This window comes from Streptomyces sp. NPDC025618 (assembly GCF_055558795.1).
In genome coordinates this window covers 1-24,655 of sequence record NZ_JBVHLW010000012.1, presented here as the reverse complement: position 1 = coordinate 24,655, position 24,655 = coordinate 1, and the positions used below count along the sequence as shown (strand labels likewise).

23 protein-coding genes are annotated in these 24,655 nt (G+C 73.2%); 14 read left to right on the top strand and 9 right to left on the bottom strand.

Annotated features, from left to right (window positions below; all coding sequences use genetic code 11):
* Window positions 1-366: 366 nt before the first annotated feature.
* Complete coding sequence (locus ACZ4A5_RS13710) at window positions 367-1,392, bottom strand: SGNH/GDSL hydrolase family protein (protein WP_467582275.1); 1,026 nt, start codon at window positions 1,390-1,392, stop codon at window positions 367-369.
* A 553-nt stretch (window positions 1,393-1,945) separates the two neighbouring features.
* Here ACZ4A5_RS13710 and ACZ4A5_RS13705 point away from each other — a divergent pair.
* Window positions 1,946-3,346, top strand: a complete 1,401-nt coding sequence (locus ACZ4A5_RS13705) for a cystathionine beta-synthase (protein WP_467582273.1) — start codon at window positions 1,946-1,948, stop codon at window positions 3,344-3,346.
* A 447-nt stretch (window positions 3,347-3,793) separates the two neighbouring features.
* Here ACZ4A5_RS13705 and ACZ4A5_RS13700 read toward each other — a convergent pair whose 3' ends face one another.
* Window positions 3,794-4,222, bottom strand: coding sequence for a hypothetical protein (locus tag ACZ4A5_RS13700; RefSeq protein ID WP_467582271.1), 429 nt, complete (start codon window positions 4,220-4,222; stop codon window positions 3,794-3,796).
* 112 nt (window positions 4,223-4,334) lie between these two features.
* Here ACZ4A5_RS13700 and ACZ4A5_RS13695 point away from each other — a divergent pair, with 112 nt between their 5' ends.
* Both ACZ4A5_RS13695 and ACZ4A5_RS13690 read left to right on the top strand, forming a co-directional pair.
* Entirely contained in the window at window positions 4,335-5,699 is a 1,365-nt protein-coding gene (locus tag ACZ4A5_RS13695) for an acyl-CoA synthetase (RefSeq protein WP_467582269.1), read from the top strand.
* A gap of 107 nt (window positions 5,700-5,806) precedes the next feature.
* The gene (locus tag ACZ4A5_RS13690) at window positions 5,807-6,658 is read left to right on the top strand and encodes a MurR/RpiR family transcriptional regulator (RefSeq protein WP_390752234.1); all 852 of its coding nucleotides are present in this window, start codon (window positions 5,807-5,809) and stop codon (window positions 6,656-6,658) included.
* 1 nt (window position 6,659) lies between these two features.
* Here the strand turns inward: ACZ4A5_RS13690 and ACZ4A5_RS13685 are convergent, their stop codons facing one another.
* Window positions 6,660-7,907, bottom strand: a complete 1,248-nt coding sequence (locus tag ACZ4A5_RS13685; RefSeq protein ID WP_467582267.1) for an alpha/beta hydrolase family protein — start codon at window positions 7,905-7,907, stop codon at window positions 6,660-6,662.
* A gap of 498 nt (window positions 7,908-8,405) precedes the next feature.
* Between ACZ4A5_RS13685 and ACZ4A5_RS13680 the strand changes: the two genes are divergently transcribed.
* Entirely contained in the window at window positions 8,406-9,017 is a 612-nt protein-coding gene (locus ACZ4A5_RS13680; protein ID WP_467582265.1) for a hypothetical protein, read from the top strand.
* On the opposite strand, the gene ACZ4A5_RS13675 is transcribed toward ACZ4A5_RS13680, so the two are convergent.
* Complete coding sequence (locus ACZ4A5_RS13675; RefSeq protein ID WP_467582263.1) at window positions 9,001-10,302, bottom strand: type III PLP-dependent enzyme domain-containing protein; 1,302 nt, start codon at window positions 10,300-10,302, stop codon at window positions 9,001-9,003. The two genes, ACZ4A5_RS13680 and ACZ4A5_RS13675, sit on opposite strands and share 17 nt — an antisense overlap.
* A gap of 205 nt (window positions 10,303-10,507) precedes the next feature.
* Here ACZ4A5_RS13675 and hutU point away from each other — a divergent pair, with 205 nt between their 5' ends.
* The 5 genes from hutU to ACZ4A5_RS13650 all read left to right on the top strand — a co-directional run bounded on the left by hutU (window position 10,508) and on the right by ACZ4A5_RS13650 (window position 17,658).
* On the top strand, window positions 10,508-12,172 hold the full coding sequence (gene hutU, locus ACZ4A5_RS13670) for a urocanate hydratase (RefSeq protein ID WP_467582261.1): 1,665 nt from the start codon (window positions 10,508-10,510) through the stop codon (window positions 12,170-12,172).
* Between the two features lie 167 nt (window positions 12,173-12,339).
* Entirely contained in the window at window positions 12,340-13,542 is a 1,203-nt protein-coding gene (locus ACZ4A5_RS13665) for an allantoate amidohydrolase (RefSeq protein ID WP_467582446.1), read from the top strand.
* Window positions 13,533-14,942: a formimidoylglutamate deiminase gene (locus ACZ4A5_RS13660; protein WP_467582259.1), complete on the top strand. Its 1,410-nt coding sequence runs from the start codon at window positions 13,533-13,535 to the stop codon at window positions 14,940-14,942. The genes ACZ4A5_RS13665 and ACZ4A5_RS13660 overlap by 10 nt, the downstream gene beginning before the upstream one ends.
* Window positions 14,943-15,178: 236 nt before the next feature.
* Window positions 15,179-16,348: an imidazolonepropionase gene (gene hutI / locus ACZ4A5_RS13655; RefSeq protein WP_467582257.1), complete on the top strand. Its 1,170-nt coding sequence runs from the start codon at window positions 15,179-15,181 to the stop codon at window positions 16,346-16,348.
* A gap of 161 nt (window positions 16,349-16,509) precedes the next feature.
* On the top strand, window positions 16,510-17,658 hold the full coding sequence (locus ACZ4A5_RS13650) for a serine hydrolase domain-containing protein (protein ID WP_467582255.1): 1,149 nt from the start codon (window positions 16,510-16,512) through the stop codon (window positions 17,656-17,658).
* A gap of 12 nt (window positions 17,659-17,670) precedes the next feature.
* Here ACZ4A5_RS13650 and ACZ4A5_RS13645 read toward each other — a convergent pair whose 3' ends face one another.
* From ACZ4A5_RS13645 to ACZ4A5_RS13635, 3 genes are all read right to left on the bottom strand, one after another.
* Window positions 17,671-17,910: a hypothetical protein gene (locus ACZ4A5_RS13645; RefSeq protein ID WP_467582253.1), complete on the bottom strand. Its 240-nt coding sequence runs from the start codon at window positions 17,908-17,910 to the stop codon at window positions 17,671-17,673.
* A 77-nt stretch (window positions 17,911-17,987) separates the two neighbouring features.
* Window positions 17,988-18,140 (bottom strand): hypothetical protein, encoded by a 153-nt coding sequence (locus ACZ4A5_RS13640; protein WP_467582251.1) that lies wholly within the window; start codon window positions 18,138-18,140, stop codon window positions 17,988-17,990.
* Window positions 18,137-18,394, bottom strand: a complete 258-nt coding sequence (locus ACZ4A5_RS13635) for a hypothetical protein (protein ID WP_467582250.1) — start codon at window positions 18,392-18,394, stop codon at window positions 18,137-18,139. Before ACZ4A5_RS13635 ends, ACZ4A5_RS13640 begins: the two co-directional genes overlap by 4 nt.
* A gap of 82 nt (window positions 18,395-18,476) precedes the next feature.
* Between ACZ4A5_RS13635 and ACZ4A5_RS13630 the strand changes: the two genes are divergently transcribed.
* Window positions 18,477-19,715, top strand: a complete 1,239-nt coding sequence (locus ACZ4A5_RS13630) for a helix-turn-helix domain-containing protein (protein ID WP_467582248.1) — start codon at window positions 18,477-18,479, stop codon at window positions 19,713-19,715.
* A 65-nt stretch (window positions 19,716-19,780) separates the two neighbouring features.
* On the opposite strand, the gene ACZ4A5_RS13625 is transcribed toward ACZ4A5_RS13630, so the two are convergent.
* Window positions 19,781-20,899 carry a DUF5937 family protein gene (locus tag ACZ4A5_RS13625; RefSeq protein WP_467582246.1) on the bottom strand — a complete coding sequence of 373 codons (1,119 nt, stop codon included), beginning with the start codon at window positions 20,897-20,899 and terminating at the stop codon, window positions 19,781-19,783.
* Window positions 20,900-21,035: 136 nt separating this feature from the next.
* Between ACZ4A5_RS13625 and ACZ4A5_RS13620 the strand changes: the two genes are divergently transcribed.
* The gene (locus tag ACZ4A5_RS13620) at window positions 21,036-21,272 is read left to right on the top strand and encodes a hypothetical protein (RefSeq protein ID WP_467582244.1); all 237 of its coding nucleotides are present in this window, start codon (window positions 21,036-21,038) and stop codon (window positions 21,270-21,272) included.
* A 7-nt stretch (window positions 21,273-21,279) separates the two neighbouring features.
* Here the strand turns inward: ACZ4A5_RS13620 and ACZ4A5_RS13615 are convergent, their stop codons facing one another.
* A complete protein-coding gene (locus tag ACZ4A5_RS13615; protein ID WP_467582444.1) occupies window positions 21,280-22,182 on the bottom strand; it encodes an RNA polymerase sigma factor SigF in 903 nt (300 codons plus the stop codon).
* A 226-nt stretch (window positions 22,183-22,408) separates the two neighbouring features.
* On the opposite strand from ACZ4A5_RS13615, the gene ACZ4A5_RS13610 reads away from it, so the two are divergent.
* The 3 genes from ACZ4A5_RS13610 to ACZ4A5_RS13600 all read left to right on the top strand — a co-directional run bounded on the left by ACZ4A5_RS13610 (window position 22,409) and on the right by ACZ4A5_RS13600 (window position 24,391).
* Window positions 22,409-22,777 carry an STAS domain-containing protein gene (locus tag ACZ4A5_RS13610; RefSeq protein WP_398870263.1) on the top strand — a complete coding sequence of 123 codons (369 nt, stop codon included), beginning with the start codon at window positions 22,409-22,411 and terminating at the stop codon, window positions 22,775-22,777.
* Window positions 22,778-22,960: 183 nt separating this feature from the next.
* Window positions 22,961-23,455: an ATP-binding protein gene (locus tag ACZ4A5_RS13605; RefSeq protein ID WP_467582242.1), complete on the top strand. Its 495-nt coding sequence runs from the start codon at window positions 22,961-22,963 to the stop codon at window positions 23,453-23,455.
* Window positions 23,456-23,563: 108 nt separating this feature from the next.
* Window positions 23,564-24,391 carry a peptidase gene (locus ACZ4A5_RS13600; RefSeq protein WP_467582240.1) on the top strand — a complete coding sequence of 276 codons (828 nt, stop codon included), beginning with the start codon at window positions 23,564-23,566 and terminating at the stop codon, window positions 24,389-24,391.
* Window positions 24,392-24,655: the final 264 nt, after the last annotated feature.

The window sequence follows — 24,655 nt, the reverse complement described above, 5'->3', positions numbered from 1 at the left end:
GAACTCTTTTCCAAGCGTACGCTCAGGCCGCTGGGGCCGGGGTCGGCGGCGGGGGCGAATCCGGGCCTCGCGTGGGTGGGGCTCGCGTGCGCCTGCGGCGGCTTTTTTCCCACCCCGCCCCTTCCCGGCTGCGTCTGATGTGCGGCTCCGCCGCGTGGGGGGGCGCGTGCCCCAGGCCCCCGGGCGCGGGTCTCGTTGCCGCCTGCGGCGGGAGCGTCCTTCGGGGGCGCGTCCTCGATCGCCGGACGGGCTGGTGGTGCGGACCGTAGCTCGCGGCCCGCTGATGTACGAGCCACGGTCCGTGAAATTCTGCCCGTCCGGCGTTCGAGGACACCGCCGCGCAGCGGTGGTGCACACGAGGCCGGCCTAGCCGCGTGACGCCCGGGACCACATGTGGTGCGGAGTCGCCTCCGTGTGAGACGGCAGGCGACGCCGTTTGCGGTGTTTCAGGAGGGCCCAGCGGCCGCGGGCCGCCGTGACCTCCGTGCCGCCCTCGGACGCCGCTTCCGCCGCCGCGCGGGCGACCGGCAGGATGCCCTCGCGGCGAGCCGCGTCCGGGCGCTCCTCGTCCTCCGGCCAGAGGCCGAGCGCCGCGCAGAGCGTGGGGAGGACGGCCATGGCCGCCGTCGCGTACCCCTCGGCGGAGGGGTGGTAGTTGTCCGGACCGAACAGCTCCCGGGGGTTCTGCTCGAACTCCGGCCCCAGCAGCGCGCCCAGCGAGACCGTACGGCCGCCGGCCTCCAGCACCCCTATGGTCTGCGCCGCGGCCAGCTGCCGGCTCTGCCGCCGGGCCAGCCAGCGCAGCGGCTGGTAGACCGGCTCGATCGTGCCGAGGTCGGGGCAGGTGCCCACCACCACCTCGCTGCCCGCCTCGCGCAGCCGGCGGACGGCGTCGGAGAGCAGACGTACGGAGCGGGCGGCGGGCATCCCGTGGGTGACGTCGTTGGCGCCGATCATGATCACGCATACGTCGGGAGCGCGGACGCCCTCCTCGATCAGCAGGGTCACCTGCCGGTCCAGGTCGTGGGACTGCGCGCCGGAGAGCGCCACGTTACGCAGCTCGACCGGCCGCTCGGCGACCGCGGCGAGCCCGGACGCCAGCAGGGCGCCGGGCGTCTGGCGGGGCCGGTGCACGCCCTGGCCGGCGGCGGTGGAGTCGCCGAGGACGCCCAGGAGCAGCGGCTCGCGGCCCAGCTGGTGGACGAACGCCGAGCCGTAGCGGCCGTCCGCGTGCGGGGGTGCCTCGTGCAGGCCGCCGACGATCCTGCGGGCGAGCCGGGCCTCGGTGAGCAGGACGCCGAACGCGGTGGCGCCGAGCAGGCCGATGCCGCCGCCGCCGTACGCTGCTGCGGCGGCGATGCGGCGGGCTGCGCGTGCCCTCGACATGGACATGGTCCGCTCACCTCCTGCTGCTGGTTCTTTCCCCTGCCACGGGGCTTTCCGAAACGGGGACGCGCCCCGTTGCCGCCTGCGGCGGACTTTTCCCCGGCCCCGCCCCTCCCCGGCTGGGGCATGCGCCCCAGGCCCCCGGCTGCGGGTGGTCGGCGCCTGCGGCGGGCTTCTTCCCCAGCCCCGCCCCTTCCCGGCTGCCTCTGATGTGCGGCTCCGCCGCGTGGGGGCGCGTGCCCCAGGCCCCCGGCTGCCGGTCCGTTGCCGCCTGCGGCGGGAGCGCCCTGCGGGCGCGTCCTCAAACGCCGGACGGGCTGAAAAGAAAGGCGTACCCGCGGGCTGAAAAGAAAAGGCTGGCGCGCCCGCAAGGCGCTCCCGCCGCAGGCGGCAACAGACCCGCACCAGGACAACGCCGAACCCCACCACAACCCAAGCCCCGCCGGCGCCTGAGGGGCAACGAAGATCACCCGCACACAACCCGCCCAGCGCGGACGCGCATAGGCTGGACACACGGGCACGCGACCGACCGCTAGTGCCCCCGACCGCGGAGATCACCGTGCAGTATCACGATTCGATGATCGAGCTCATTGGCAACACCCCGCTGGTGAAGCTCAACAACGTGACCGAAGGCATTCAGGCCACCGTCCTTGCCAAGGTCGAGTACCTCAACCCCGGCGGCTCGGTGAAGGACCGTATCGCCGTGCGGATGATCGAGGCCGCGGAGAAGTCCGGCGAGCTCAAGCCGGGCGGGACGATCGTGGAGCCGACGTCCGGCAACACGGGTGTGGGTCTGGCGATGGTGGCCCAGCAGAAGGGCTACAAGTGCATCTTCGTCTGCCCGGACAAGGTGTCCATGGACAAGATCAACGTGCTGCGCGCCTACGGTGCCGAGGTCGTGGTCTGCCCGACCGCCGTCGACCCCGAGCACCCCGACTCGTACTACAACGTCTCCGACCGCCTCGTCCGTGAGACGCCCAACGCCTGGAAGCCCGACCAGTACAGCAACCCCAACAACCCGCGGTCCCACTACGAGACCACCGGTCCGGAGATCTGGGAGCAGACGGAGGGGAAGATCACCCACTTCGTCGCGGGCGTCGGCACCGGTGGCACCATCAGCGGCACCGGCCGCTATCTGAAGGAAGCCAGCAAGGGCGCGGTCAAGGTCATCGGGTCCGACCCGGAGGGCTCGGTCTACAGCGGCGGTTCGGGCCGGCCGTATCTGATCGAGGGCGTCGGCGAGGACTTCTGGCCGACCGCCTACGACCAGGCCGTCGCGGACGAGATCGTTCCGGTCTCCGACAAGGACGCCTTCCAGATGACGCGCCGCCTGGCCAAGGAGGAGGGGCTGCTGGTCGGCGGCTCCTGCGGCATGGCCGTCGTCTCCGCGCTGCGCGTCGCCGAGGGGCTCGGCCCGGACGACGTCGTCGTCGTGCTGCTGCCGGACAGCGGCCGCGGTTACCTCAGCAAGATCTTCAACGACGAGTGGATGGCCAACTACGGCTTCCTGGACGAGGGCGGCGCGACCGCCCGCGTCGCCGACGTCCTCAAGCGCAAGGACGGCGAGCTCCCCTCGCTCGTGCACATGCACCCCGAGGAGACCGTCGGCGAGGCCATCGAGGTGCTCCGCGAGTACGGCGTCTCGCAGATGCCCATCGTCAAGCCGGGCGCGGGGCACCCCGATGTGATGGCCGCCGAGGTCGTCGGCTCGGTGGTCGAACGGGAGCTGCTGGACGCGCTGTTCGCCAAGCGTGCCTCACTCTCCGACCCGCTGGAGAAGCACATGTGCGCCCCGCTGCCGCAGGTCGGCTCCGGTGAGCCGGTCTCGGGTCTGATGGCCGTGCTCGGCGGCGCCGACGCGGCGGTCGTGCTGGTCGAGGGCAAGCCGAAGGGCGTGGTGAGCCGTCAGGACCTGCTCGCCTTCCTCGCCGAGGACGCGAACGGCAGCGCGGCCAAGTAGGCGCCGCCGTCAGGTGAACGGCAAGAGGCGCGTGCGGCCCGTAAAGGGTACGTATGCGTCACGCGCCCGCAGCACGGACTTAACAACGGCCCGGCATAGTGAGGGGTGTCGGCAGGGAGCACGCTCCCGGGCCGGCACCCCGAAGCGGCGGCAGGACTTCCGGAGCGGCTCCCGGACTCCACGGCCGTCCGGATACGGAGGACCGGCCCAGGCCGGGGCCCGTGTCCTCGCGGGGACCGCCGTCGTCCCGACCCCGGCCCAGGCCGGGGTACGGCGGTTCCCGCGCTTTCCACTCCGCACGGGGCCGCGCCCGGTGGTGGCTCGTTGCCCGGGCGCGGTTCTCAAGGTCTCGATCGCGCGGACCACATCAGCCGTTGGGCCCGTCCGGCACCTGAGGACACCGCCGCGAAGCGGTGGCGCAGGAACCGCGCGGCCCGCGGAGAACCGCTACTTCCAGTCGGAGTCCGGCTTGCGCCGCCCCGGCCAGGGGAACGACGAGGAATTCACGGCGTTGACGCCCACGATGCCCGCCCAGCACACCACCAGACCCGCCAGGTGCGTGTTCGCCACGGCGATGGCCGAGAGCGGGATCGCCAGCACCAGGGAGATCGCGGCGAAGCCGAAGCGCTCGCCGAACCTGCCGCCGCCCGCCCCGGCCGCGCCGGGGCGGGCCCCGCGGGCGACGCTCATCTGCGTCTCGGCGAGCTGCCTGCGCACCCGCCGGTCGATCGCCTCGTCGAGCTTGTGGTCGACCTTCTCCAGGAAGCTGTCGACCAGCTCCGGCTCGTAGTCCGGACCCAGTTCCCTGCGGGTCTGGAGCGTCGCTTCGAGCTCCTTGCGCAGCTCGGGCTTGAAGTCGGGGTCATGGACCGTCATGCCTGTGACGATACGGTCGGAGCCGCCCCGCCGTCGCTGGGGCTAGCACCCGTATCCGCAGTGGGGGAGGTCCCCGGCCGCCGGGCCGCCGCCCCCGTGGAAGGAGCAGTACGTGCACGGACCGACCGTACCCCTGCTTGCGTCCCTCACCGCCGGGACCGATTCCGCCGATGCCCTCACCGTCGCCGGCCGCCCCTGCTCGCGGGAGGAACTGCTGGGCGCCGCCCGGGCGGTGGCCGCCCGCGTCGCCGGCGCGCCCTGTGTGGCCGTGCGGGCGGAGGCCACCCTGGAGACCGTGGCGGCCGTCGTGGGCGGGCTGCTCGCCGGGGTGCCCGTGGTGCCGCTGCCCCCGGACGCCGGGCCCGCCGAACGCGACCACATCCTGCGGGACTCCGGCGCCGCGCTGGTCCTGGGCACCGGCGGGGACGTCCCGGTCGACATACGGGAACGGGCCGACTGGACCGGCCCCGAGGCGGACCCCGCCGCCACCGCCCTGATCCTCTACACCTCCGGCACCACCGGCTCGCCCAAGGGCGTCGAGATCCCGCGCAGCGCCGTCGCCGCGGGCCTGGACGGGCTGGCCGACGCCTGGCAGTGGACCGCCGAGGACATCCTCGTGCACGGCCTGCCGCTGTTCCACGTGCACGGGCTCGTGCTCGGCGTGCTGGGCGCGCTGCGCACCGGCAGCCGTCTGGTGCACACCGGCCGTCCGACTCCGGAGGCGTACGCGGCGGCGGGCGGCAGCCTCTACTTCGGCGTGCCGACCGTGTGGTCCCGCGTCGTACGCGACCCGGCCGCCGCCCGCGCGCTGGGCAAGGCGCGGCTGCTGGTCTCGGGCAGCGCCGCGCTGCCCGCGCCCGTCTTCCGCGACCTGGAACAGCTCACCGGGCAGCGGCCCGTCGAGCGCTACGGCATGACGGAGACCCTGATCACCCTCTCCACCCGCGCCGACGGCGAGCGCCGCCCCGGCTCGGTGGGCCTGCCGCTGCCGGGCGTGCGGACGCGCCTCGCGCGGACCGAGAACGGCATCGGCGAGCTGGAGCTGTGCGGGCCGACCCTCTTCGCCGGCTACCTCGGCCGCCCGGAGGCGACCGCGGCGGCGCACACGGAGGACGGCTGGTTCCGTACGGGCGACATCGCCACCGTCGAGCCCGACGGCATGCACCGGATCGTGGGCCGCGCCTCCACCGACCTCATCAAGTCCGGTGGTTACCGCATCGGCGCGGGCGAGGTCGAGAACGCGCTGCTCGACCACCCGGCCGTGAGCGAGGCCGCCGTCGTGGGCGTCCCGCACGAGGACCTCGGCCAGGAGATCGTCGCCTACGTCGTGGCCGACGGCGTGAGCGAGCAGGCGCTGATCGACTTCGTGGCCGGACACCTGTCCGTCCACAAGCGGCCGCGCCGGGTCCGCTTCCTGGAAGCGCTGCCCCGCAACGCGATGGGCAAGCCGCAGAAGAAGCTGCTTCCGCCCGTGTGAGCCGCGCGCCCGCCCCGGGCCCTGCATAATTCCATGCAGAGCCCGGGATCGGTGAATGGCCGAGGTGGACCGGGACCGCGCACCGCCGACGACCGATGGAGGGCCCGATGAGCGACAACGGAGGCGAACCCGAAGCCACCGCCCGGCTGCAGAAGCTCTTCGAGGGCCACCGGCTGACCCCCACCCAGCGGCGCATCGCCCACTGCATGGTGCGGCGCTCCGCCGACGCGCCCTTCCTCTCCAGCGTCGAGCTCGCCGAGCTCGCCGGGGTCAGCCAGCCCTCCGTGACCCGCTTCGCGGTCGCTCTCGGCTTCGACGGCTACCCCGCGCTCCGGCGGCACCTGCGCGACGTCGTCCCCGCCGCCGCGACGGACGGCGACAGCTCGTACAACGAATACCAGCAGGCCGTCCAGGCGGAGATCGACAACCTCCGCCACCTCTCCTCGCTGCTCGCCGACCCCGAACCCGTCACCCGCGCCGGGCGGCTGCTCGCCCGCTCCCGGCCGCTGCCCGTGCTCGGGCTGCGCGCCGCCACCGCGCAGGCCGCCGGGTTCGCCTACTTCGCGCGCAAGGTCCACCCCGACGTGCGGCTCCTGGACGAGGGCGGCACGCTGCTCGCCGACCGTATCGACGCGGCCGTACGCGCCGGGGCGAGCACCCTGCTGTGCTTCGCGCTGCCCCGGCACCCGCGCGAGGTCGTCGAGGCGCTGGAGTACGCGCGTGGCGAGGGGCTGACGGTCGTCACCGTCGCGGACTCCACCTTCGCCCCCGTCGCACGCCACAGCGACCTCCTCCTCCCCGCCGCCGTCGGCACCGGCCTCGCCTTCGACACCGCCTGCGCGCCGATGCTCCTGGGGCGGGTGCTCCTGGAGTCCATGTGCGACGCGCTGCCGGACGCGCAGGCGCGGCTGGAGGAGTTCGACGCGAAGGCGGCGGCGCGGGGGCTGTTCGTGGAGTAGGTCAGTGCTCGCGGACCATCTCCGGGAAGCGGGCCGAGGGGCCGTCCAGGAGGCGGTCGTCGTGGCCCTTGAGGAAGCGGTCGAAGAACGACACCACGTACGCGCGCTCCGCCGCCACCGCCCGCTCCGGCCGCACGGACCCGATGTCCTTCCCCAGCCGCTCCGCCGTCAGCGCGCCCCGCCCGGCCAGCGCGGGCAGCAGGGAAGGCGCGTCGGTGTACGAGCCGTGCTCCGCTCCCGCCATCTTCCACTCCGCCCGCCAGCCGCGCGCGTGCTCCCGGAACGACGTCCACGACGCCCGGTTGTCCGCCGCCCCCGCGCCGTCCGAGCCCAGCAGGAGGAACGGCCGGTCGACGCCCTCGCGCGCGACGCTGCTCAACGTCTGGCCGGAGGCGTCCGGCAGCGGGAAGTCCATCTGCCCGTCCATGTTGACGCCCGCCTTCACCCGGCGGTCGTCGTGCGCCGTCTGGGCCGCGGTGAACCCGCCCGCGGACTGCCCGGCCATCCCCACGCGCCCCATGTCCATCGAGCGCCCCAGGCCACGCGGCAGGCCCGCCCGCCACTTCGCGTCGTCCAGCGTGTCCAGGACGAACCGGGCGTCGCCCACCCGGGCCCCCATAGCCGTCCGCAGCGTCTCGTCGACCTTCTCCACCGGCGCGCCGGCGAGGGCGGGCAGCACGGACTCGGCCAGCCGGCCGCCGGGCAGGCGCACTTCGGACGCGTCGTAGGTGTGGTCGACGGTGACGACCACATAGCCGCGCGAGGCCAGCTCCTCCACGAGCCCGGTGTTCCAGGTGCGGGGGTCGCCCAGGCCGGACGAGTACAGCACCACCGGCAGCCCCCGGCTCCCGCGCGCCACGGGCGCGTCCACGCGCGCGTGCGTACGCGTGGCCGCCCAGTCGGCGGCGCCCGCCTTCACTCCGTAGTTGAAGACGGCGGCGCCGTGGCCGGAGCCGAAGTGCGCGGCGGAGAGGCTGTCCATCTGTGGGGCGTCGCCGCTTTCGTCCGCCGGATAGAACAGGCTGACCATCACCTCCCGGTCGCCCTGCTTCCACGGGTCCTTGCGGCTGGCGTCCACGAGATGCCGGGTCGTCGTGCCGACGGCGTGGGGGCCGGTGGGGGCGGGCAGCGCTTGCGCTTGCGCGTGCGCTCGGGGGGTGGGGGCGAGGGCGCTCAGGAGTGCCGTCAGTGTGAGCGCTCCTGCGGCGAGGAGGGCTCGCCGCTTCAGTCCTTGATCTTGTACGGCCATGGTGTTCGGCCCCCTTCTGCGGTGTTCGCCGGTGCGGCGAACTTAGGGGGTGGGTGGGGGTGGGGTCGTCATACGGCGGGGCCAAGGGGTGGGTGATACCTGGGTACGACTTTCTTGTGGGGGCGGGTGGTGTGTGGCTGGGGTTCGGGTGGCCTCAAGCGCCGGCCGGGCTTGGGGTTGTGGTGGGTGCGCCGGTCCTTCTTTTCAGCCTCCGGGTGCGCTGTTCTTCTTTTCAGCCCGTCCGGCGTTTGAGGACGCGGCCGCAGGCCGCTCCCGCCGCAGGCGGCAACGAAACCCGCAGCCGGGGGTCTGGGGCACGCGCCCCCCACGCGGCGGAGCCGCACATCAGATGCAGCCGGGAAGGGGCGGGTAGGGGAAAAAGCCCGCCGCAGGCGCCGACCAGCCCGCCCCCCATTCTCAGCCCCCGCTCAGAAACATTCGCTAGCCTGCCGCAGGCAACAAGCCCCCAGAACCCACGCAAAAGGGAGGATTCCAACGATGGGACGCGGCTCACACGCACTGGCCCGAGTAGCAGTGATCGTCAGAGCACCCGCAGCCTGGCTCTGGTGGCCAGGCCTGCTGAGCGCGGCCGTCGGCGCGCTCGTCCCCGGGCTCACCGGGCGGAAGATCGGGCTGCTCGCGGGGGCGGGGCTCTTCCTGATCGTGGCCGGCGCGGTCTTCCTGGCCCGGCGCGGCCGCTACCGGGAGCTCGCGCGCGGCGCGTCCCGCGCGGGCAAGGCGGTCTTCCTCCAGGACCGCCGGGTCACCCTGCGCAACTGGCGGCGCGCCCGCCGCTGGTGGCTGCTGATCGCCTTCCTCGCGGCCGTCGGCTCGTCCTTCGCGGTGCCCGCCGCGGGCGGCCTCGCGCTCGCCGGTGCCGGTGCGGGGCTGTGGGCGAAGGCGCTCTGGATCGGCGGGCTGGAGCGGGACGCCGAGACGCTGTTCTGGGTGCGCGCGGAGTGGGCGCGGTCGGCTCCCGCCGCCAAGCCCGTGCCCGGCTACCTGACCACCGGGCCCGCCGCGGGCGACGCGCTGCCGGGCGGCGCCCGCCGCCGTGGCCGCGGACCGGGCCGTGCCGCCCGTGGGGCGGCCGTCAGCGCAGCGCGCTGAGCGCGGTGGCGTGGGCCGCGCCGCTCTCCGCGACCAGTTCCTCCAGGCGCTGCGGCGCGCGCACGGTGGCGAATCGCGTGTGACCTTCTGCCGACGCGTAGCCGTAAACCCCCGGACGGGGGAGCGAGTTGTACGCGAAGTGGTTCGAGAAGTAGTACGCGCCGGTGTCCAGCAGCGCCACATGGTCGCCCGGCTCCAGCGGCGGCAGCGGCCGGTCCACGGTGATCAGATCGCCCGCGAAGCAGCACGGGCCGGCGACCGTCTGCGGCACCGGGCGGCCCTGTTTGGGGTGCCCCTGCGCGTCGTACGCCACCACCCGCAGCGGCCAGGACTCCGGCGCGAAGACCGTGCGCGTGGCCACCTGCGCGCCCGCGTGCGTCACGGCGATCCGGCGGCCGCCCGCCGTCTTGGTGTACTCCACGCGGGCCAGCACCATGCCGCTCTTCGCGAGCAGTGACCGGCCGAACTCGGTCACCACGCCGTAGCGGCCGTCGAACAGGCCCGGCACCGTGGCCACAAGCAGCCGCGCGTACTCCTCGAACGTGGGCGTGACCGCGTCCGACGCGAAGTTCACGGGCAGGCCGCCGCCGATGTCCAGCGTCCGCACCTGCTGTTGGCCCACCGCCCGGTTGATCTCCTCGGCCAGGCCGTACGTCTCCCGTACGCCCTCGGCCATCAGTGGGGGCGGGCAGCCCTGCGAGCCGACGTGGGCGTGCAGCCGGGTCAGCCACGGGCGCTCCGCGAAGGCGCGCACCAGCCACTCCCGCGCCCCCTCGTCCCGCAGGGCCACCCCGAACTTCGAGGTCTCCGTGGCGGTGCTCAGGGCGGCGATGCTGCCGGTGCCGAGCTGCGGGTTGACCCGGATGCCGAGGGGTGAGGCGGTGGGGGCCTCGGCAGTGAGCCGGTCCAGGCGGGCCAGTTCCTGCCGGTTGTCGGCGTTGACCGCGATGCCGTGGGCGAGCGCCTCGCGCAGTTCGTCCGTCGTCTTGGCGGGGGAGTCCCAGACGATGCGCTCCGGGGGGACGCCGGCGCTCCGCGCGAGGGCGAGCTCGCCGGGGCTGGCGACCTCGCAGCCCACGCGCTCCCCGGCGAGCAGGTGGAGGACCGGGACCAGGGGCGCGGCCTTGACGGCGAAGGTGTGCAGGGCGGTGCGGGGGAAGGCGGCGTGCAGGGCGCCGGCGGCGTCGCGGATGCTCTGGACGTCGAGGAGGCCGGCGAGCGGCTCGCGGGGGCCGACGACGCCCTGGGCGACGGCTGCGCGTACGGCCTGGTCTCTGGAGGTCATGGCGCTCCCTTTCGGTGGCTCCGTACTGATTGCCCCGAAGTCGCGCGGCGAATACCGGTGGCGGCCCCTTTCGTTTCCGGCGGCCACCCCTGTTGACTGGCGGTATTCACTGCCACAATATGTGAAGCGTTCTATTCAAGGTTCTCTTCAGATCACCGGCTAGATCACCGGCACTCCACGGAGCGCCGCCAGGGAGGCAGGGCCCATGTCCGGACCGCGACCCGTCCGAGCACCGCGCGGCACGCAGCTGAGCACTCTGGGATGGCAGCAGGAAGCCGCCCTCCGCATGCTCCAGAACAACCTCGACCCCGAGGTCGCCGAGCACCCGGACAAGCTGGTCGTCTACGGCGGCACCGGCAAGGCGGCCCGCGACTGGCGCTCCTTCGACGCCATGGTCCGCACCCTGCGGACGCTGAAGCAGGACGAGACGATGCTCGTCCAGTCCGGCCGCCCGGTCGGCGTGATGCAGACGCACGAGTGGGCGCCCCGCGTCCTGATCGCCAACTCCAACCTCGTCGGCGACTGGGCGAACTGGGAGGAGTTCCGCCGCCTGGAGGCCCTCGGCCTCACCATGTACGGCCAGATGACGGCCGGTTCGTGGATCTACATCGGCACGCAGGGCATCCTCCAGGGCACCTACGAGACGTTCGCCGCCGTCGCCGCCAAGAAGTTCGGCGGCACCCTCGCCGGGACGATCACGCTGACCGCCGGGCTCGGCGGCATGGGCGGCGCCCAGCCGCTCGCCGTCACCATGAACGACGGCGTCGCGCTCTGTATCGACTGCGACCCGCGCGCCATCGACCGCCGCATCGAGCACCGCTATCTCGACGTCAAGGCCGACTCCCTCGACCACGCACTCCAGCTCGCGGTCGAGGCGCGCGACGCGCGCCGCCCGCTGTCGATCGGCGTCCTCGGCAACGCGGCGGAGCTCGTACCGCAGTTGCTCGCCATGAACGCCCCCATCGACATCGTCACGGACCAGACCTCCGCCCACGACCCGCTCGCCTATCTGCCGGTCGGCGTGGACTTCGACGAGATGGCCTCGTACGCGGCCGAGAAGCCCGCCGACTTCACCCAGCGCGCCCGGGAGTCGATGGCCCGTCACGTCGAGGCCATGGTCGGCTTCATGGACGCCGGGGCCGAGGTCTTCGACTACGGCAACTCCATCCGCGGCGAGGCACAGCTCGCGGGCTACGACCGGGCCTTCGCGTTCCCCGGCTTCGTGCCCGCCTACATCCGGCCGCTGTTCTGCGAGGGCAAGGGCCCCTTCCGGTGGGCGGCGCTGTCCGGCGACCCCAAGGACATCCACGCCACCGACAAGGCGATCCTCGACCTCTTCCCGGAGAACGAGTCCCTCGCGCGCTGGATCAAGATGGCGCAGGAGCGCGTCCACTTCCAGGGCCTCCCGGCCCGCATCTGCTGGCTCGGCTACGGCGAGCGGGACCGCGCGGGCGAGCGCTTCAACGACATGGTCGCCTCGGGCGAGCTGTCCGCGCCGGTCGTCATCGGCCGCGACCACCTCGACTGCGGCTCGGTGGCCTCCCCCTACCGCGAGACCGAGGCCATGCTCGACGGCTCCGACGCGATCGCCGACTGGCCGCTGCTGAACGCCATGGTCAACGTCGCCTCCGGCGCCTCCTGGGTCTCCCTCCACCACGGCGGCGGCGTCGGCATGGGCCGCTCCCTCCACGCGGGCCAGGTGACGGTCGCCGACGGCACGCCGCTGGCGGGCGAGAAGATCCGCCGCGTCCTGACGAACGACCCGGGCATGGGCGTGATCCGGCACGTGGACGCCGGTTACGACATCGCGGAGTCGGTGGCGCAGGACCGCGGCGTCCGCATCCCGATGCGCGAGGGTGACCAGGCGTGACCGGATCCGATGTGCCGCGCCCCGAAAGGGGCGCGGGGAACTGCGCGACCAGCCCCCACCGGCCCGCGGCCGGGCACGAGACGGAACACGCCCCTTCCGTAGCCGCGCCCGGTGAGACACCCGTAGCCGCCCCCGGTGAGGCCCCCGCAGGTCCGTCCTTCCACGAGATGTGGCGCGACCTCGCGCCGATCGGCCGCGACGCGGCCACCCGTGGCTACCGCCGCTACGCCTGGACGGAAGCCGACACCGACTGCCGCGCGTGGTTCGAGGACCAGGCCCGGACGCGCGGCCTCACCTACGAGGCCGACCGCAACGGCAACCAGTGGGCCTGGCTCGGTGACCCCGAAGCGGGCGACGCCGTCGTCACCGGCTCCCACCTGGACTCCGTCCCCGACGGCGGCGCCTTCGACGGCCCGCTGGGCGTCGTGTCGTCCTTCGCCGCCCTGGACGAGCTGCGCGCCCGCGGCGCCCGGCCCGCCCGCCCCCTCGCCATCGTCAACTTCGGCGACGAGGAAGGCGCCCGCTTCGGCCTCGCCTGCGTGGGCTCCCGGCTGGCCGCCGGACAGCTCACCGTCGAGGCGGCCCACGCCCTCCGCGACGCCGACGGGATCAGCCTCCCGCAGGCCATGGAGCGCGCCGGCTACGACCCCGAGGGCATCGGCGCCGACCCCGAGCGGCTCGCCCGCATCGGCGCGTTCGTCGAGCTGCACGTCGAACAGGGCCGGGCCCTCGCGGACACTCCGCACCCCGTGGGCATCGCCTCCGCCATCTGGCCGCACGGCCGCTGGCGGTTCGACTTCCGCGGCGAGGCCAACCACGCGGGCACCACCCGCCTGGAGGACCGCCGCGACCCGATGCTCACCTACGCCAACACCGTCCTCGCCGCGCGGAAGAAGGCCCGGCTCGCCGGTGCCCTCGCCACCTTCGGCAAGGTCGGCGTGGAGCCGAACGGCGTCAACGCCATCCCCTCCCTGGTCAGGGGCTGGCTCGACTCCCGCGCCGCCGACCAGGACACGCTCGACCTGGTCGTCGCCGAGATCGAGAAGGCGGCCGTGGAGCGCGGCGAGCGCGACGGCATCGACGTGACGGTCACCCGCGAGTCCTTCACCCCCGTCGTCGAGTTCGAGCACGCCCTGCGCGACGAGCTCGGCCGGATCCTGGCGAAGGCCGGCCGCGCGGAGCTCCCTGTCCTGGGCACGGGCGCGGGACACGACGCCGGAATCCTCTCCGGAGCCGTCCCGACCGCCATGCTGTTCGTACGCAACCCCACGGGTGTCTCCCACTCACCCGCCGAAACGGCGGCCGAGGACGACTGCCTGGCCGGGGTGACCGCACTCGCCGACGTACTGGAGGGCCTGGCGTGTCGCTGACGAGGCAGACCTACTGGGCGGAGCACGCCCTCCTCGACACCGGGGTCGAGCCCGGTGTGCTCGTGGAGACCGGCGACGACGGCCGGATCGCGGCCGTGCGCCGGGGGATCACGGCCCCGCCCCCCGGCGCGGTGACCCTGCGCGGACTCACGCTCCCCGGGCTGGCGAACGCCCACAGCCACGCCTTCCACCGCGCCCTGCGCGGCATCGTCCAGGCGGGCCGTGCCACGGCCGCCCCCGCGCGGGCGCACGGCGGGCAGGCGGCGGAGGCCGCCGAGCGGACGCCCGGCAACTTCTGGACCTGGCGCGAGGTCATGTACGGCGTCGCCGACCGCCTCACCCCCGAGAGCTACTTCGCGCTCGCCCGCGCCACCTACGCCGAGATGGCCCTCGCCGGCATCACCGCCGTCGGTGAGTTCCACTATCTCCACCACGCCCCCGGCGGCGCGCGCTACGACAACGCCAACGCCATGGGCGAGGCACTGATCGCGGCCGCCGCCGACGCCGGCATCCGCATCACCCTCCTCGACACCTGCTATCTCTCCTCCGGCTTCGGCGCGGAGCCCAATCAGCACCAGCTCCGCTTCAGCGACGGCACCGCCGAGGAGTGGGCCGCGCGCGCGTCCGCGCTCAAGGGCGACGGCAACACCCGGATCGGCGCGGCCGTCCACTCCGTACGCGCCGTGCCCGTCGACCAGCTGGGCACCGTCGCCGCCTGGGCGCAGGAGCGCGAGGCCCCGCTGCATGTCCACCTCTCCGAGCAGACCGCCGAGAACGACGCCTGCGTCGAGGCCCACGGCTTCACCCCCACCGCGCTGCTGTCGGACCACGGCGTGCTCGGGCCGCGCACCACGGCCGTCCACGCCACGCATCTCACCCCCGGTGACATCCGCCTCCTCGGTCACTCGCACACCGGCATCTGCATGTGCCCCACCACCGAGCGGGACCTCGCCGACGGCATCGGCCCCGCCCACCGGCTGCAGAGCGCGGGCTCCCCGCTGTCGCTGGGCAGCGACAGCCACGCCGTCATCGACATCCTCGAAGAGGCGCGCGCCATGGAGCTGGACGAGCGGCTGCACTCCCACACCCGAGGCCACTGGACGGCGGCCCAACTGCTGCGCGCGGCCACCGCCGACGGCCACGCGGCCCTCGGCTGGGACGAAGCGGGCCGCATCGAGCAGGGCGCGCTCGCCGACCTCACCACGATCGCGCTGGACTCCGTGCGCACCGCGGGCCCGCCGCCGCGCCTGGGCGCCGAGACGGCCGTATTCGCGGCGACCAGCGCGGACGTGCGGCACACGGTGATCGGCGGCCGCCACGTCGTACGGGACGGCGCCCACCAGCTCGTACCCGATGTGCCGGGCGCGCTGGCGGAGTCCATCGCGGCGCTGCGGGAGTAGCCCTTGTCCGGGTGCGGCTCGGTCGCCGCCTGCGGCGGGAGTGGCCTTGGGGGTCTCCCCGGACGAAGTCCGGGGGAGCGTCCTCCATCGCCGGAGGGGCCGGAATGCGCACCTCCATCGGCCCGCTCCGGCCGGCCCGGCGCCTGAGGGCACCGCCGCGCAGCGGCCTGTCCCACGCCACCGCCCGCAGAAACCGCCCATAAGATCCGCCCAAGCCGAAGGAGAGCCACACCCCCATGGCGACCACGGTCATCACCGGCATCAGCAACCTCGTCACCAACGACCCCTCCCTCGGTGCGGGCCCCCTCGGTCAGATCCAGGACGCGGCGGTCGTCGTCGACGGTGACCGCATCGCCTGGGTCGGTGCTTCCAGCAAAGCACCCGCCACTGACAATCGCGTCGACGCCGAGGGCCGGGCCGCGCTCCCCGGCTTCGTCGACTCCCACTCCCACCTGGTCTTCGCGGGCGACCGCACCGCGGAGTTCAACGCCCGGATGTCCGGGCAGAGTTACAGCGCGGGCGGCATCCGCACCACCGTCGCCGCCACCCGCGCCGCCTCCGACGAGGCGCTGGAGGCCAATCTCCTGCGCCACATACGCGAGGCGCGGCGCCAGGGCACCACGACCCTGGAGACCAAGTCCGGCTACGGCCTCACCGTCGAGGACGAGGCCCGCGCCCTGCGGATCGCCGCCGCCCACACCGACGAGGTCACCTACCTCGGCGCGCACATCGTCCCGCCCGACTACGCCGAGGACCCGGCCGCGTACGTCGGTCTCGTCACCGGCGCGATGCTCGACGCCTGCGCGCCGCACGCCCGTTGGGTCGACGTGTTCTGCGAGAAGGGCGCCTTCGACGGCGACCAGGCCCGTACGATCCTCACCGCCGGAGCCGCGCGCGGACTGATCCCCCGCGTCCACGCCAACCAGCTCTCCTACGGGCCCGGCGTCCAGCTGGCCGTCGAGCTGGGCGCGGCCTCCGCCGACCACTGCACCCACCTCACCGACGCCGACGTCGACGCCCTCGCGAACGGCAGCACCGTGGCCACGCTGCTGCCCGGCGCGGAGTTCTCCACGCGCGCCCCCTGGCCCGACGCACGCCGACTGCTCGACGCGGGCGCCACCGTCGCGCTGTCCACGGACTGCAACCCCGGCTCGTCCTATACGAGTTCGGTGCCCTTCTGTATCGCCCTCGCCGTACGCGACATGGGGATGACCCCCGACGAGGCCGTCTGGTCGGCGACGGCGGGCGGCGCGGCGGCCCTGCGGCGCACCGACGTCGGCCGCGTGACCCCCGGCGCCCGCGCCGACCTCGCCCTCCTCGACGCCCCTTCGCACGTGCACCTCGCCTACCGGCCCGGCGTCCCGCTGGTCTCGGCGGTCTGGCGGGGCGGCGTGCGGGAGGTCTGACCGCAGGGGGTCTCTCAGGGGTGACCTCTCAGGGAGACCTCTAAGGGTGACCTCTAAGGGGCGGCCGGTGCGGAATCCTTCCTGGTCATGAGCGTGCGGGGCACCGGTGCCGCATAGGTTGACGGAGCATCAGCCAGCCGCCACCGAGAGGCCCCCCGATCATGCGCCGCAGAACCGCCGTCGTCTCCGTAGTGCTCGCCGCCGCGGCCCTCGCGCCCGCCGCCGCACCGGCCGTCGCCGCACCCGCAGCCCGCGGCGCCGACCGGGCCGCGCTCCAGCACGCGCTGGACGCGGTCGTCGCCGCGGGCGTGCCCGGCGCGACAGCCGAGGTGCGGGACGCCGGCGGGGTCTGGCGCGGCGGCAGCGGCGTCGCCGACCTCGCGGACGGGCGGCGCGCGCAGGCCGGGGACCGGTTCCGCGCCGGAAGCGTCACCAAGAGCTTCGTCGCCACCGTCGTCCTCCAGCTCGTCGACGAGGGCAAGGTCCGCCTCGACGACCCCATCGGCCGCCACCTCCCCGGCCTGGTGCCCGACGGCGGGAACGGCGCGCCCGTCACCGTACGGCAGCTGCTGAACCACACCAGCGGGATCGCCAACTACACCGACGTGCTCCGGCGGCTGCCCGACCCCCTGCGCAGCCTTCAGCGCTCCCACTACACGCCTCGCGAGCTGGTGGACATGGCGCTCAAGGAGCCGCGTACGTTCGAGCCCGGCGCGGCGGGCAAGTGGGAGTATTCCAACACCAATTACGTCATCCTCGGCATGCTCGTCGAGAAGCGCACCGGCACCACCCTCGACCAGGCCATCACCCGGCGCATCGTCCGCCCGCTCCACCTCACCGGCACCTCGATACCCACCTCCGCGCACCTGTCCGGCCCGCACCTGCACGGCTACGAACAGCTCCCCGGCGAGAGCGCCCCCACCGACTACGCCGACTTCAGCCCCACGGCCTTCTGGGGCCCCGGCAACCTCGTCTCCACCACCGCCGACCTCAACCGCTTCTACCGCGCCCTCGCCGGCGGCAAGCTGCTCCCGAAGCACCTGTGGCGCGAGATGAACACCCTGCACGACACGGACCGCGGCGAGAGCCGCAAGTATGGTCTGGGCCTGGAGAGCAACTCCGCCTACTGCCCCGGCGAGAAGCCGGCCTGGGGCCACACCGGAAGCGTCCCCGGCTACAACACGTTCAGCTTCACCTCGGCCGACGGCGAGCGGCAGATCACTCTCGCCCTCTCGAAGGACATGAGCAAGACCCCGCAGGCCGATACCGCGGCCCTGAAGGTCCTGTCCACGGCGCTGTGCGCGAAGTAGCCGCTGTCCGCGTCACACGGGCGGGACGACATCCGGGCCGATCGCCGGGGTCTCGTCCTCGTGCTCGTCCCCGCACGGCAGGAACCGCCTGCAGAAGATCCCCCGTCCCCTGCACGCCGGGCACGTGTGCGCCGCCGACATCTCCCCGGCCTGGCCGGACTGACTCACATAGAGCGTGAGCGCCTGGTAATACCCGCTTCCCCGGCACCCCTTGCAGAACTGATGCGGGCCGGTACAGCACTCTTCGCTCATGCGGGTGATGTTCCTCCGAGAGGGCGCTAGGCAGGGATGCTTCGTCCCCGACTCCTCCTTTCCGCGTACGGGCCCCGTCACGCGTGTGCGGCCCGCCGATGCGTCTCCAGTCGCCGGTTCAGGTCCTGGACGACGTCGAAGCGACCTTCCCGGGCCGCTCCGGCCCGGGCCAGCAGGAGCTTCGAACACGCGAGGCAGGACCGGGCGGGCGGTGGCACGGTGCCGCTCACGCGTGCCTCCCGCCGCGGGCGTTGACGGCGGCCACGGCCGCACGGAGGGTGTCCTTCCGGGTGAGGGCCCGGACGTTCTCCCGATCCGTCTCCCACTCGCGGCCACCGCGCTCGGGCCGCAGGAAGATCCGGTTCGCGGTGGTGTCCATGACCACGCCGATGCGGTCGCTCTCGCCGTCCAGCACCAGCGTTCCGGGCGCGGGGATCCCGTCCGGATTCGTTCGCTCCCGCGCGGAGCTCTGCGTGTCATCCATGCCGGTACCGTCACGCACTCCGGAAGGGGAACCCATCCCAAGGCCCTATAGGCCGCCCTATATTCGGATGGTGAGGGATCACATGGTGGACCTTTGGGCTCATCCTCAGCTGGTGGCGGCGGTCGCGGACGAGGACTGGGGCGCCGTCCTGCGGACGTACCGGAAGCTCGCGCGCATCAGCCAGACGAAGGCCGGGGAACTGACCGGGCTCGCGCAGTCCGACGTGTCCGACATCGAGCGCGGGCGGCAGCGCGTGACCTCCGTGGAGGTGCGTCAGCGCATCGCCTCCGGCCTCGGCGTCCCCCCGGAGCTGTGGACGCTCGCGGGGGAGCGGCCCGACGCGGGCGCGGTCCCGAGTCTGCGGCTGCCGGGTTCCGCCCCGGACGCCGATCTCCTGGCGCGGGTGACGAGCGTGGTCGACGGCTCCGCGCGCGTGGACGCCGCCACCCTGGACTGGCTCGACCGGCTGCTCGCCGAGCACCGCCGGGCTGAGGACGTGATCGGCTCACGCCCGCTGGTCGATCTCGTGCGCGGCCAGCTCCGCACCGTCATGGACCTGCACGCGAGCGCGCGCGGAGCCACGGCCGACCGCCTGGTGCTTCTCGCGTCGGAGCACGCCCAGTTCCTCGCGTGGATGGCGCAGGACCAGGACGCCACCGCCACCGCCCTGGCCTGGTACGACCGCTCCCACGAGTGGGCGCTGGAGGCGGGGGACGCCGACATGGCGGCCACGACCCTCAACATGAAGGCGCACATGGCCTGGTCCAAAGGCCGCGCCACCCGGTGTGTGCGGCTGGCCGAGGCGTCGCGGTGGTCGGCACCCGGCAGCTCCCTGGGCGTACAGGCCATGGCCGTGCAGATGGCCGCGCGCGGGCACGCGCTCAACCAGGAGGCCGACGAGGCGCGCCGTCTGCTGGACGAGGGCCGGAAGCTCATGGCCCTCGCCGCCGAGCGTCCCGAGGACCAGCCGCCGTGGATGTACTTCTACGACGAGACGTGGTTCACGCTCCAACGCGGCATGGCCGAGCTGCACTTGCGGGCGTGGCCACGCGCGGTCGAACAGCTCACCGTCGGTCTCGCCGCCCTGCCGGACGATTACCGCCGCGACGGCACGTGGTACCGCGCCTGCCTCTCCCACGCCTACGCGGGAGCGGGGGAGCCGCAGCAAGCCCTCGCCGTCGCCCTGGGCTCCCTGGAGGACGCGGCCGCGATCGGCCGCCCGCACGCCTGGAACGAGCTGCACACGACCGCTGCCCTCCTGATGCGCCGGGGCGCGCCGGAGGGGCGCGGGCTGGCGGCCGCCCTCGGTGAGTACGACTGAGCCACCGTGCCACCGGCGCAGCCGGACGAGCGTACGCCGGACAGAGGTTGCCCCGAAGCGAAGCCTCAGCGCAGGATCCCCTCCAAGAACTCCCCGCTCAGCCGCGCCACCGCCAGCACATCCAGCTGATAGTTGACGTACCGGCCGCGACGGCGCGTCGTGATCAGGCCCGCCTTCTTCAGCACACCCAAGTGGCGCGAGACCTCCGGCGCGCTGATGCCCAGGATGCCGGCCAGTTCGCCCGTCGTGTGCGGCGCGCGGGCCGTGCTGCGGCAGAGCTGGATGCGGACGGGGTGGGCCAGTGCCTCCAGGCGCAGTTTCAGGAGCTCGACCGAGGTCGGCGGTGGCAGTTCGGGCGAGCCGACGGGGTAGTGGACCACCGGACGCCAGCCCGGCCGGTGCAGCACCATCAGGTGCGGCCAGCCGAAGCGCGACGGTACGAACGTCAGGCCCGTGCCCACCGCCGGGTCCACCGCCGACGTGTGTCCCTCCGTCAGTTTGTCGATCCGGACGAGCCTGCCGCCGTCCTCCAGGGTGATCGCGGGGGAGACCTCGGCCAGGGCCTCGCTCAGCCCCTTGCGGCGCAGCAGTTCGCTCTTGTGCCGGGCGTCGGCGGCGAGCGCGGGCTCGCCCTCCCGCCAGAGGGCCGCGAAGAAGGCGTCGTCGCAGTCCTCCAGCAGGCGGCGCACCCAGGCGCGTACGGAGGCGGGGTCCTTCAGCAGCCGCCCGGTGAAGTCCAGCTGCCGGGGGCCGCGGGCGGCGGCCAGCTCCAGTGCCCTGGCGCGGGTGGCCGGGTCGGCGAGCGGGGAGGGGGCGCCCGTGTTGTAGGAGGCGAGGCAGGTGAACTCCAGGGCGGTGGTGACGAACTGGTCGTCGTCCAGCCGGTCCAGCTGGTCGAGCTCCTCGGCGAGCGTCCGGCCCGGCCGGCCGTCACCGCCGCGCAGCCCGGAGTACGGCATGAAGAGGTCGGAGAAGGCGTGCCGCCACAGGAAGTCCGCCTCGCGCAGCCGGTCGGCGAGATCCTGCCGGAGCGCGCCGGCCGTGGCGGTGGCCCAGGCCGCCTGCCCGGGGTGGTGGCCGGGCTCGGACAGGACGTGCAGCGTGATGCACAGCTCTGCCAGCGGGGACGTCTCGAAGACGATGCGCTCGGGCGGCAGGCCGGTGATGTCTATGCTCACGCTCATGGCGACATCTTGCACTTGTTCACATGGTGGGGTCGCCCGGATTGACGGCCGGTGCGAATCGGCGCGGTCGTCCTCGATCGGGTGAGGCCGAAGCCGCCCGCCCGTCACACGCGGCGGCGGGCGGGACGATGCCCGGGTGAACGTCAATCAGAGCCGGCCGCCCCTGGTCGGGTGCAGGCGCTGCGGCAGTCCGATGTGGTGGGACGTCACCTACCCGTACGCGCCCGGGTGGTACTGCTCCACATGCGACCACCCCCCGGAGCGCCGCCGCAGCGCGCACGCCGCGCCGCCGCAGTGCCCCGAGGGGTGTGCGAGTGCCGTGATCCAGACCGGTGACGACGGCAGCCGGCAGTTCGTCTGCCATCGCAAGTGACCCCGGGTCACTCCTCGACCAGCAGCCCCCGGCGCAGTCGCACGAGCGTGCGCGAGAGCAGCCGTGAGACGTGCATCTGGGAGATGCCCAGCTCCTCGCCTATCTCCGACTGCGTCATGTTCGCCACGAAGCGCAGGGAGAGGATCTTCCGGTCGCGGGGCCGGAGTTCGGCGATCAGCGGCTTGAGGGACTCCACGTACTCGATGCCTTCGAGGCCGTGGTCCTCATAGCCGATGCGGGCCGAGAGCGTGCCCTCGGCGTCGTCCTCGGTGGGCTGGGCGTCGAGCGAGCTCGCGGTGTACGCGTTGCTCGCGGCCATGCCCTCGATGACCTCTTCCTCGGCCAGGCCGAGCCGCTCGGCGAGCTCGGCGACCGTGGGGGAGCGGTCGAGCTGCTGCGCCATCTCGTCGCGGGTGCGCGCGAGGTCGAGGCGGAGCTCCTGGAGCCGCCGGGGGACGCGCACGGACCAGCTCGTGTCGCGGAAGAAGCGCTTGATCTCGCCGATGATCGTCGGCATCGCGAAGGTGGGGAACTCGACGCCCCTGCTGAGCTCGAAGCGGTCGATCGCCTTGATCAGGCCGATCGTGCCGACCTGGACGATGTCCTCCATCGGCTCGCTGCGGGTGCGGAACCGCGAGGCGGCGAACCGCACCAGGGCCAGATTGAGTTCGACCAGGGTGTTGCGGACATACGCGTATGCGTGGGTGCCCTCCTCAAGCTCCGCGAGGCGGGCGAAGAGGGTCTTGGACAGGGCCCGCGCGTCGTCCGGCCCCACCTCGTCGTAGGGCGGGATCTCGGGGAGCCCGGCGACAGCGGGCTCGTTCCGTTCGTGCGGGGTCGCCGACGACGCGGTCTCCCGAAGGGTTCCGGTGCGCGGTGCGTCGAGCCGGGGTGACATGGTGTCCTCCATCATTCTCGGCATATGGCCGCCGATGCCTTGACTTCTTGCTGCGGTTTGCGGCGCCTCCAAAGCCGTCCGTGGTGGATGTCCTCTACTAGCCCTACCGGTCTTCACCACCCCCTGGCAAGTCCGTGTTGTCCGACTTTGTCGGTAAATGACGGATGTTCGGCTACCGGACGTCGTATCGAAGGCGTAGTGTTCAGCCGTCCACGCAAGCAACCGGGAAGGGATGCGCATGGACCGCGGGATGGTCGGCAGCGCAAGCAAAGGCCGGCTGAATGTAGAGGTCCGGCGCCACGGAGCCAGTGCGGTCGTGACGCCGGCGGGTGAGCTCGATCACCACACCGCCGAGCTGCTGCGCGAGCCCCTGGAGGCGAGCGTCGCCGGCATCAGCGCGCGCGTGGTCGTGGACTGCTCGAAGCTGGAGTTCTGCGACTCCACCGGGCTCAACGTGCTGCTGGGCGCCAGGCTGGTCGCGGAGGCCGCGGGTGGATCCATCCACCTCGCCGCCATGCAACCGGTCGTCGCCAGGGTCTTCGAGATCACCGGCGCGGAAGCCGTCTTCACCGTGCACGACACGCTGGATGCCGCGCTCTCCGAGTGATGGGTGTCACCCCTCCTATCTGTGCGTAACCCCCGGGTTACCCGTGTCACAGGAGCCGTGCCGAAGAAGTGGGTGTTCCCCTGGATCGGTCGGGCAGGAGTCTGCTGAATCTGTACTGCATCTGTTTTAAGTGCCTGGTATCCATCAAACCCTGAGTCGGTGAATCGGTGAGGTGAAGCGCTGATGAGCACCACGCGGCCGTACCCGCCGCCGGGCGAGCCCGGTCCGGACGCGGACGGCGCCTCCGCCGATGCCCACCCGCCGGCGGGGGGACAGGTCCGCCGCCTCCGCCTCGTCGGGGCCAGCGGCGCCGTTCCCCGTGCCAGGGACTTCACCCGTGAGGCACTCCAGGACTGGGGCTGGCTGCCCGCCGCCACCGCCGACCACCGCGCGGCCGCCGAGGACGTCCTGCTGGTCGTCTCCGAGCTGGTCACCAACGCCTGCCTGCACGCCGACGGCCCCGAGGAACTGCGGGTGAGCTTCGTCGGCAAGGTGCTGCGGCTGGAGGTCGTCGACCCCGGCGTCGGCACCCCCACGCCCCGCACCCCGCACCGCGCGGGCCGCCCCGGCGGCCACGGCATGTTCATCGTGCAGCGGCTCTGTCTGGACTGGGGGGTCGTGCGCAACGAGGCCGGCGAGGGCAAGACCGTCTGGGCGGAGCTCGCCGCTCCGGCCTAGCGCGTGAGATCTCTTCCCTCCTCGAGGTCCCCGGCGTACTGTCGGCGCCCGATCTGATGTGCCGTCAGTGATGCACGGCTACGGCACCGGACGAGAGGGGAACCCGAGGTGTCCCACATCCAGCGCCGACCCGCTCGCCGTACGTCCGCGCTCGCGCTCGCCGCGACCGTGGCCGGAGGAACGGTCCTCCTGCTGGCCGCGCCCGCCGCGCACGCGGACACGGTCGACGTCAACTACCAGTGCAAGACCCCCATCGGCGACAAGAGCGCGGTGTCGCCCATTGACATCAAGGGCGTCGCGAGCGGCGACTCCTACAAGCTCACCATGTCCTTCGAGAAGGGCGTCTCCTCCAGCCCCGTCGCGCTCGGCAAGGGCGCGATGAAGCCGAGCGCCGTCATCAAGCTCGGCGGCGCGGACAGCGGCACGGTGGCCGTGGAGGGCCCCGCCAACTCCGAGGAGATCCCCGCCAACACCCCCATCAAGATCAGCGACTTGTCGGGCACGTACACCCCGAAGAAGAGCGGCACCGTCACCTTCACCGCCTCCACCCTCACGATCTCCGCCCTCGGCACGACGACGACCTGCACGCCGTCCAACAACCCGAAGCCGTCGCTCACGCTGGAGGTCAAGGCGGGCGGTTCGTCGGGCGGCAGCACGACGGGCGGGTCGACGACCGGGGGCTCCACGACGGGTGGTTCGACCACCGGCGGGTCCACGTCGGGTGGTTCGGGCGGTACGGGCGGCTCCGGCGGTACGGGTGGGTCGAGCGGGTCCAGCGGGTCGGCCGCGAGTGGTGGGTCCACCGGTGGTGGGCAGTTGCCGCAGACGGGGCCGGCGGATTCGGCGGTCGCGCTCGGGACGCTGGGTGGGACGGTGTTGCTGACCGGGGTCGCCGGGGCGCTTTGGCTTACGCGGCGGCGGGGCGCTGCGCGCTAGGGGTTGCGGGGTGGGGGCTTGCTTCAGCTTCCGGGTGCGGGCCGGCTTGCGCCTGCGGCGGGCTTTTTCCCCAGCCCCGCCCCTTCCCGAAACTGGGGCTGCGCCCCAGACCCCGCAACACGGCTTCGCCGCGTTGTCCTCAAACGCCGGACGGGCTGAATATCCAGCCCGTCCGGCGTTTGAGGACGCGGCCGCAGGCCGCCCCCGCCGCAGGCGGCAACGGACCGGCAGTCGGGGGTCTGGGGCACGCGCCCCCACGCGGCG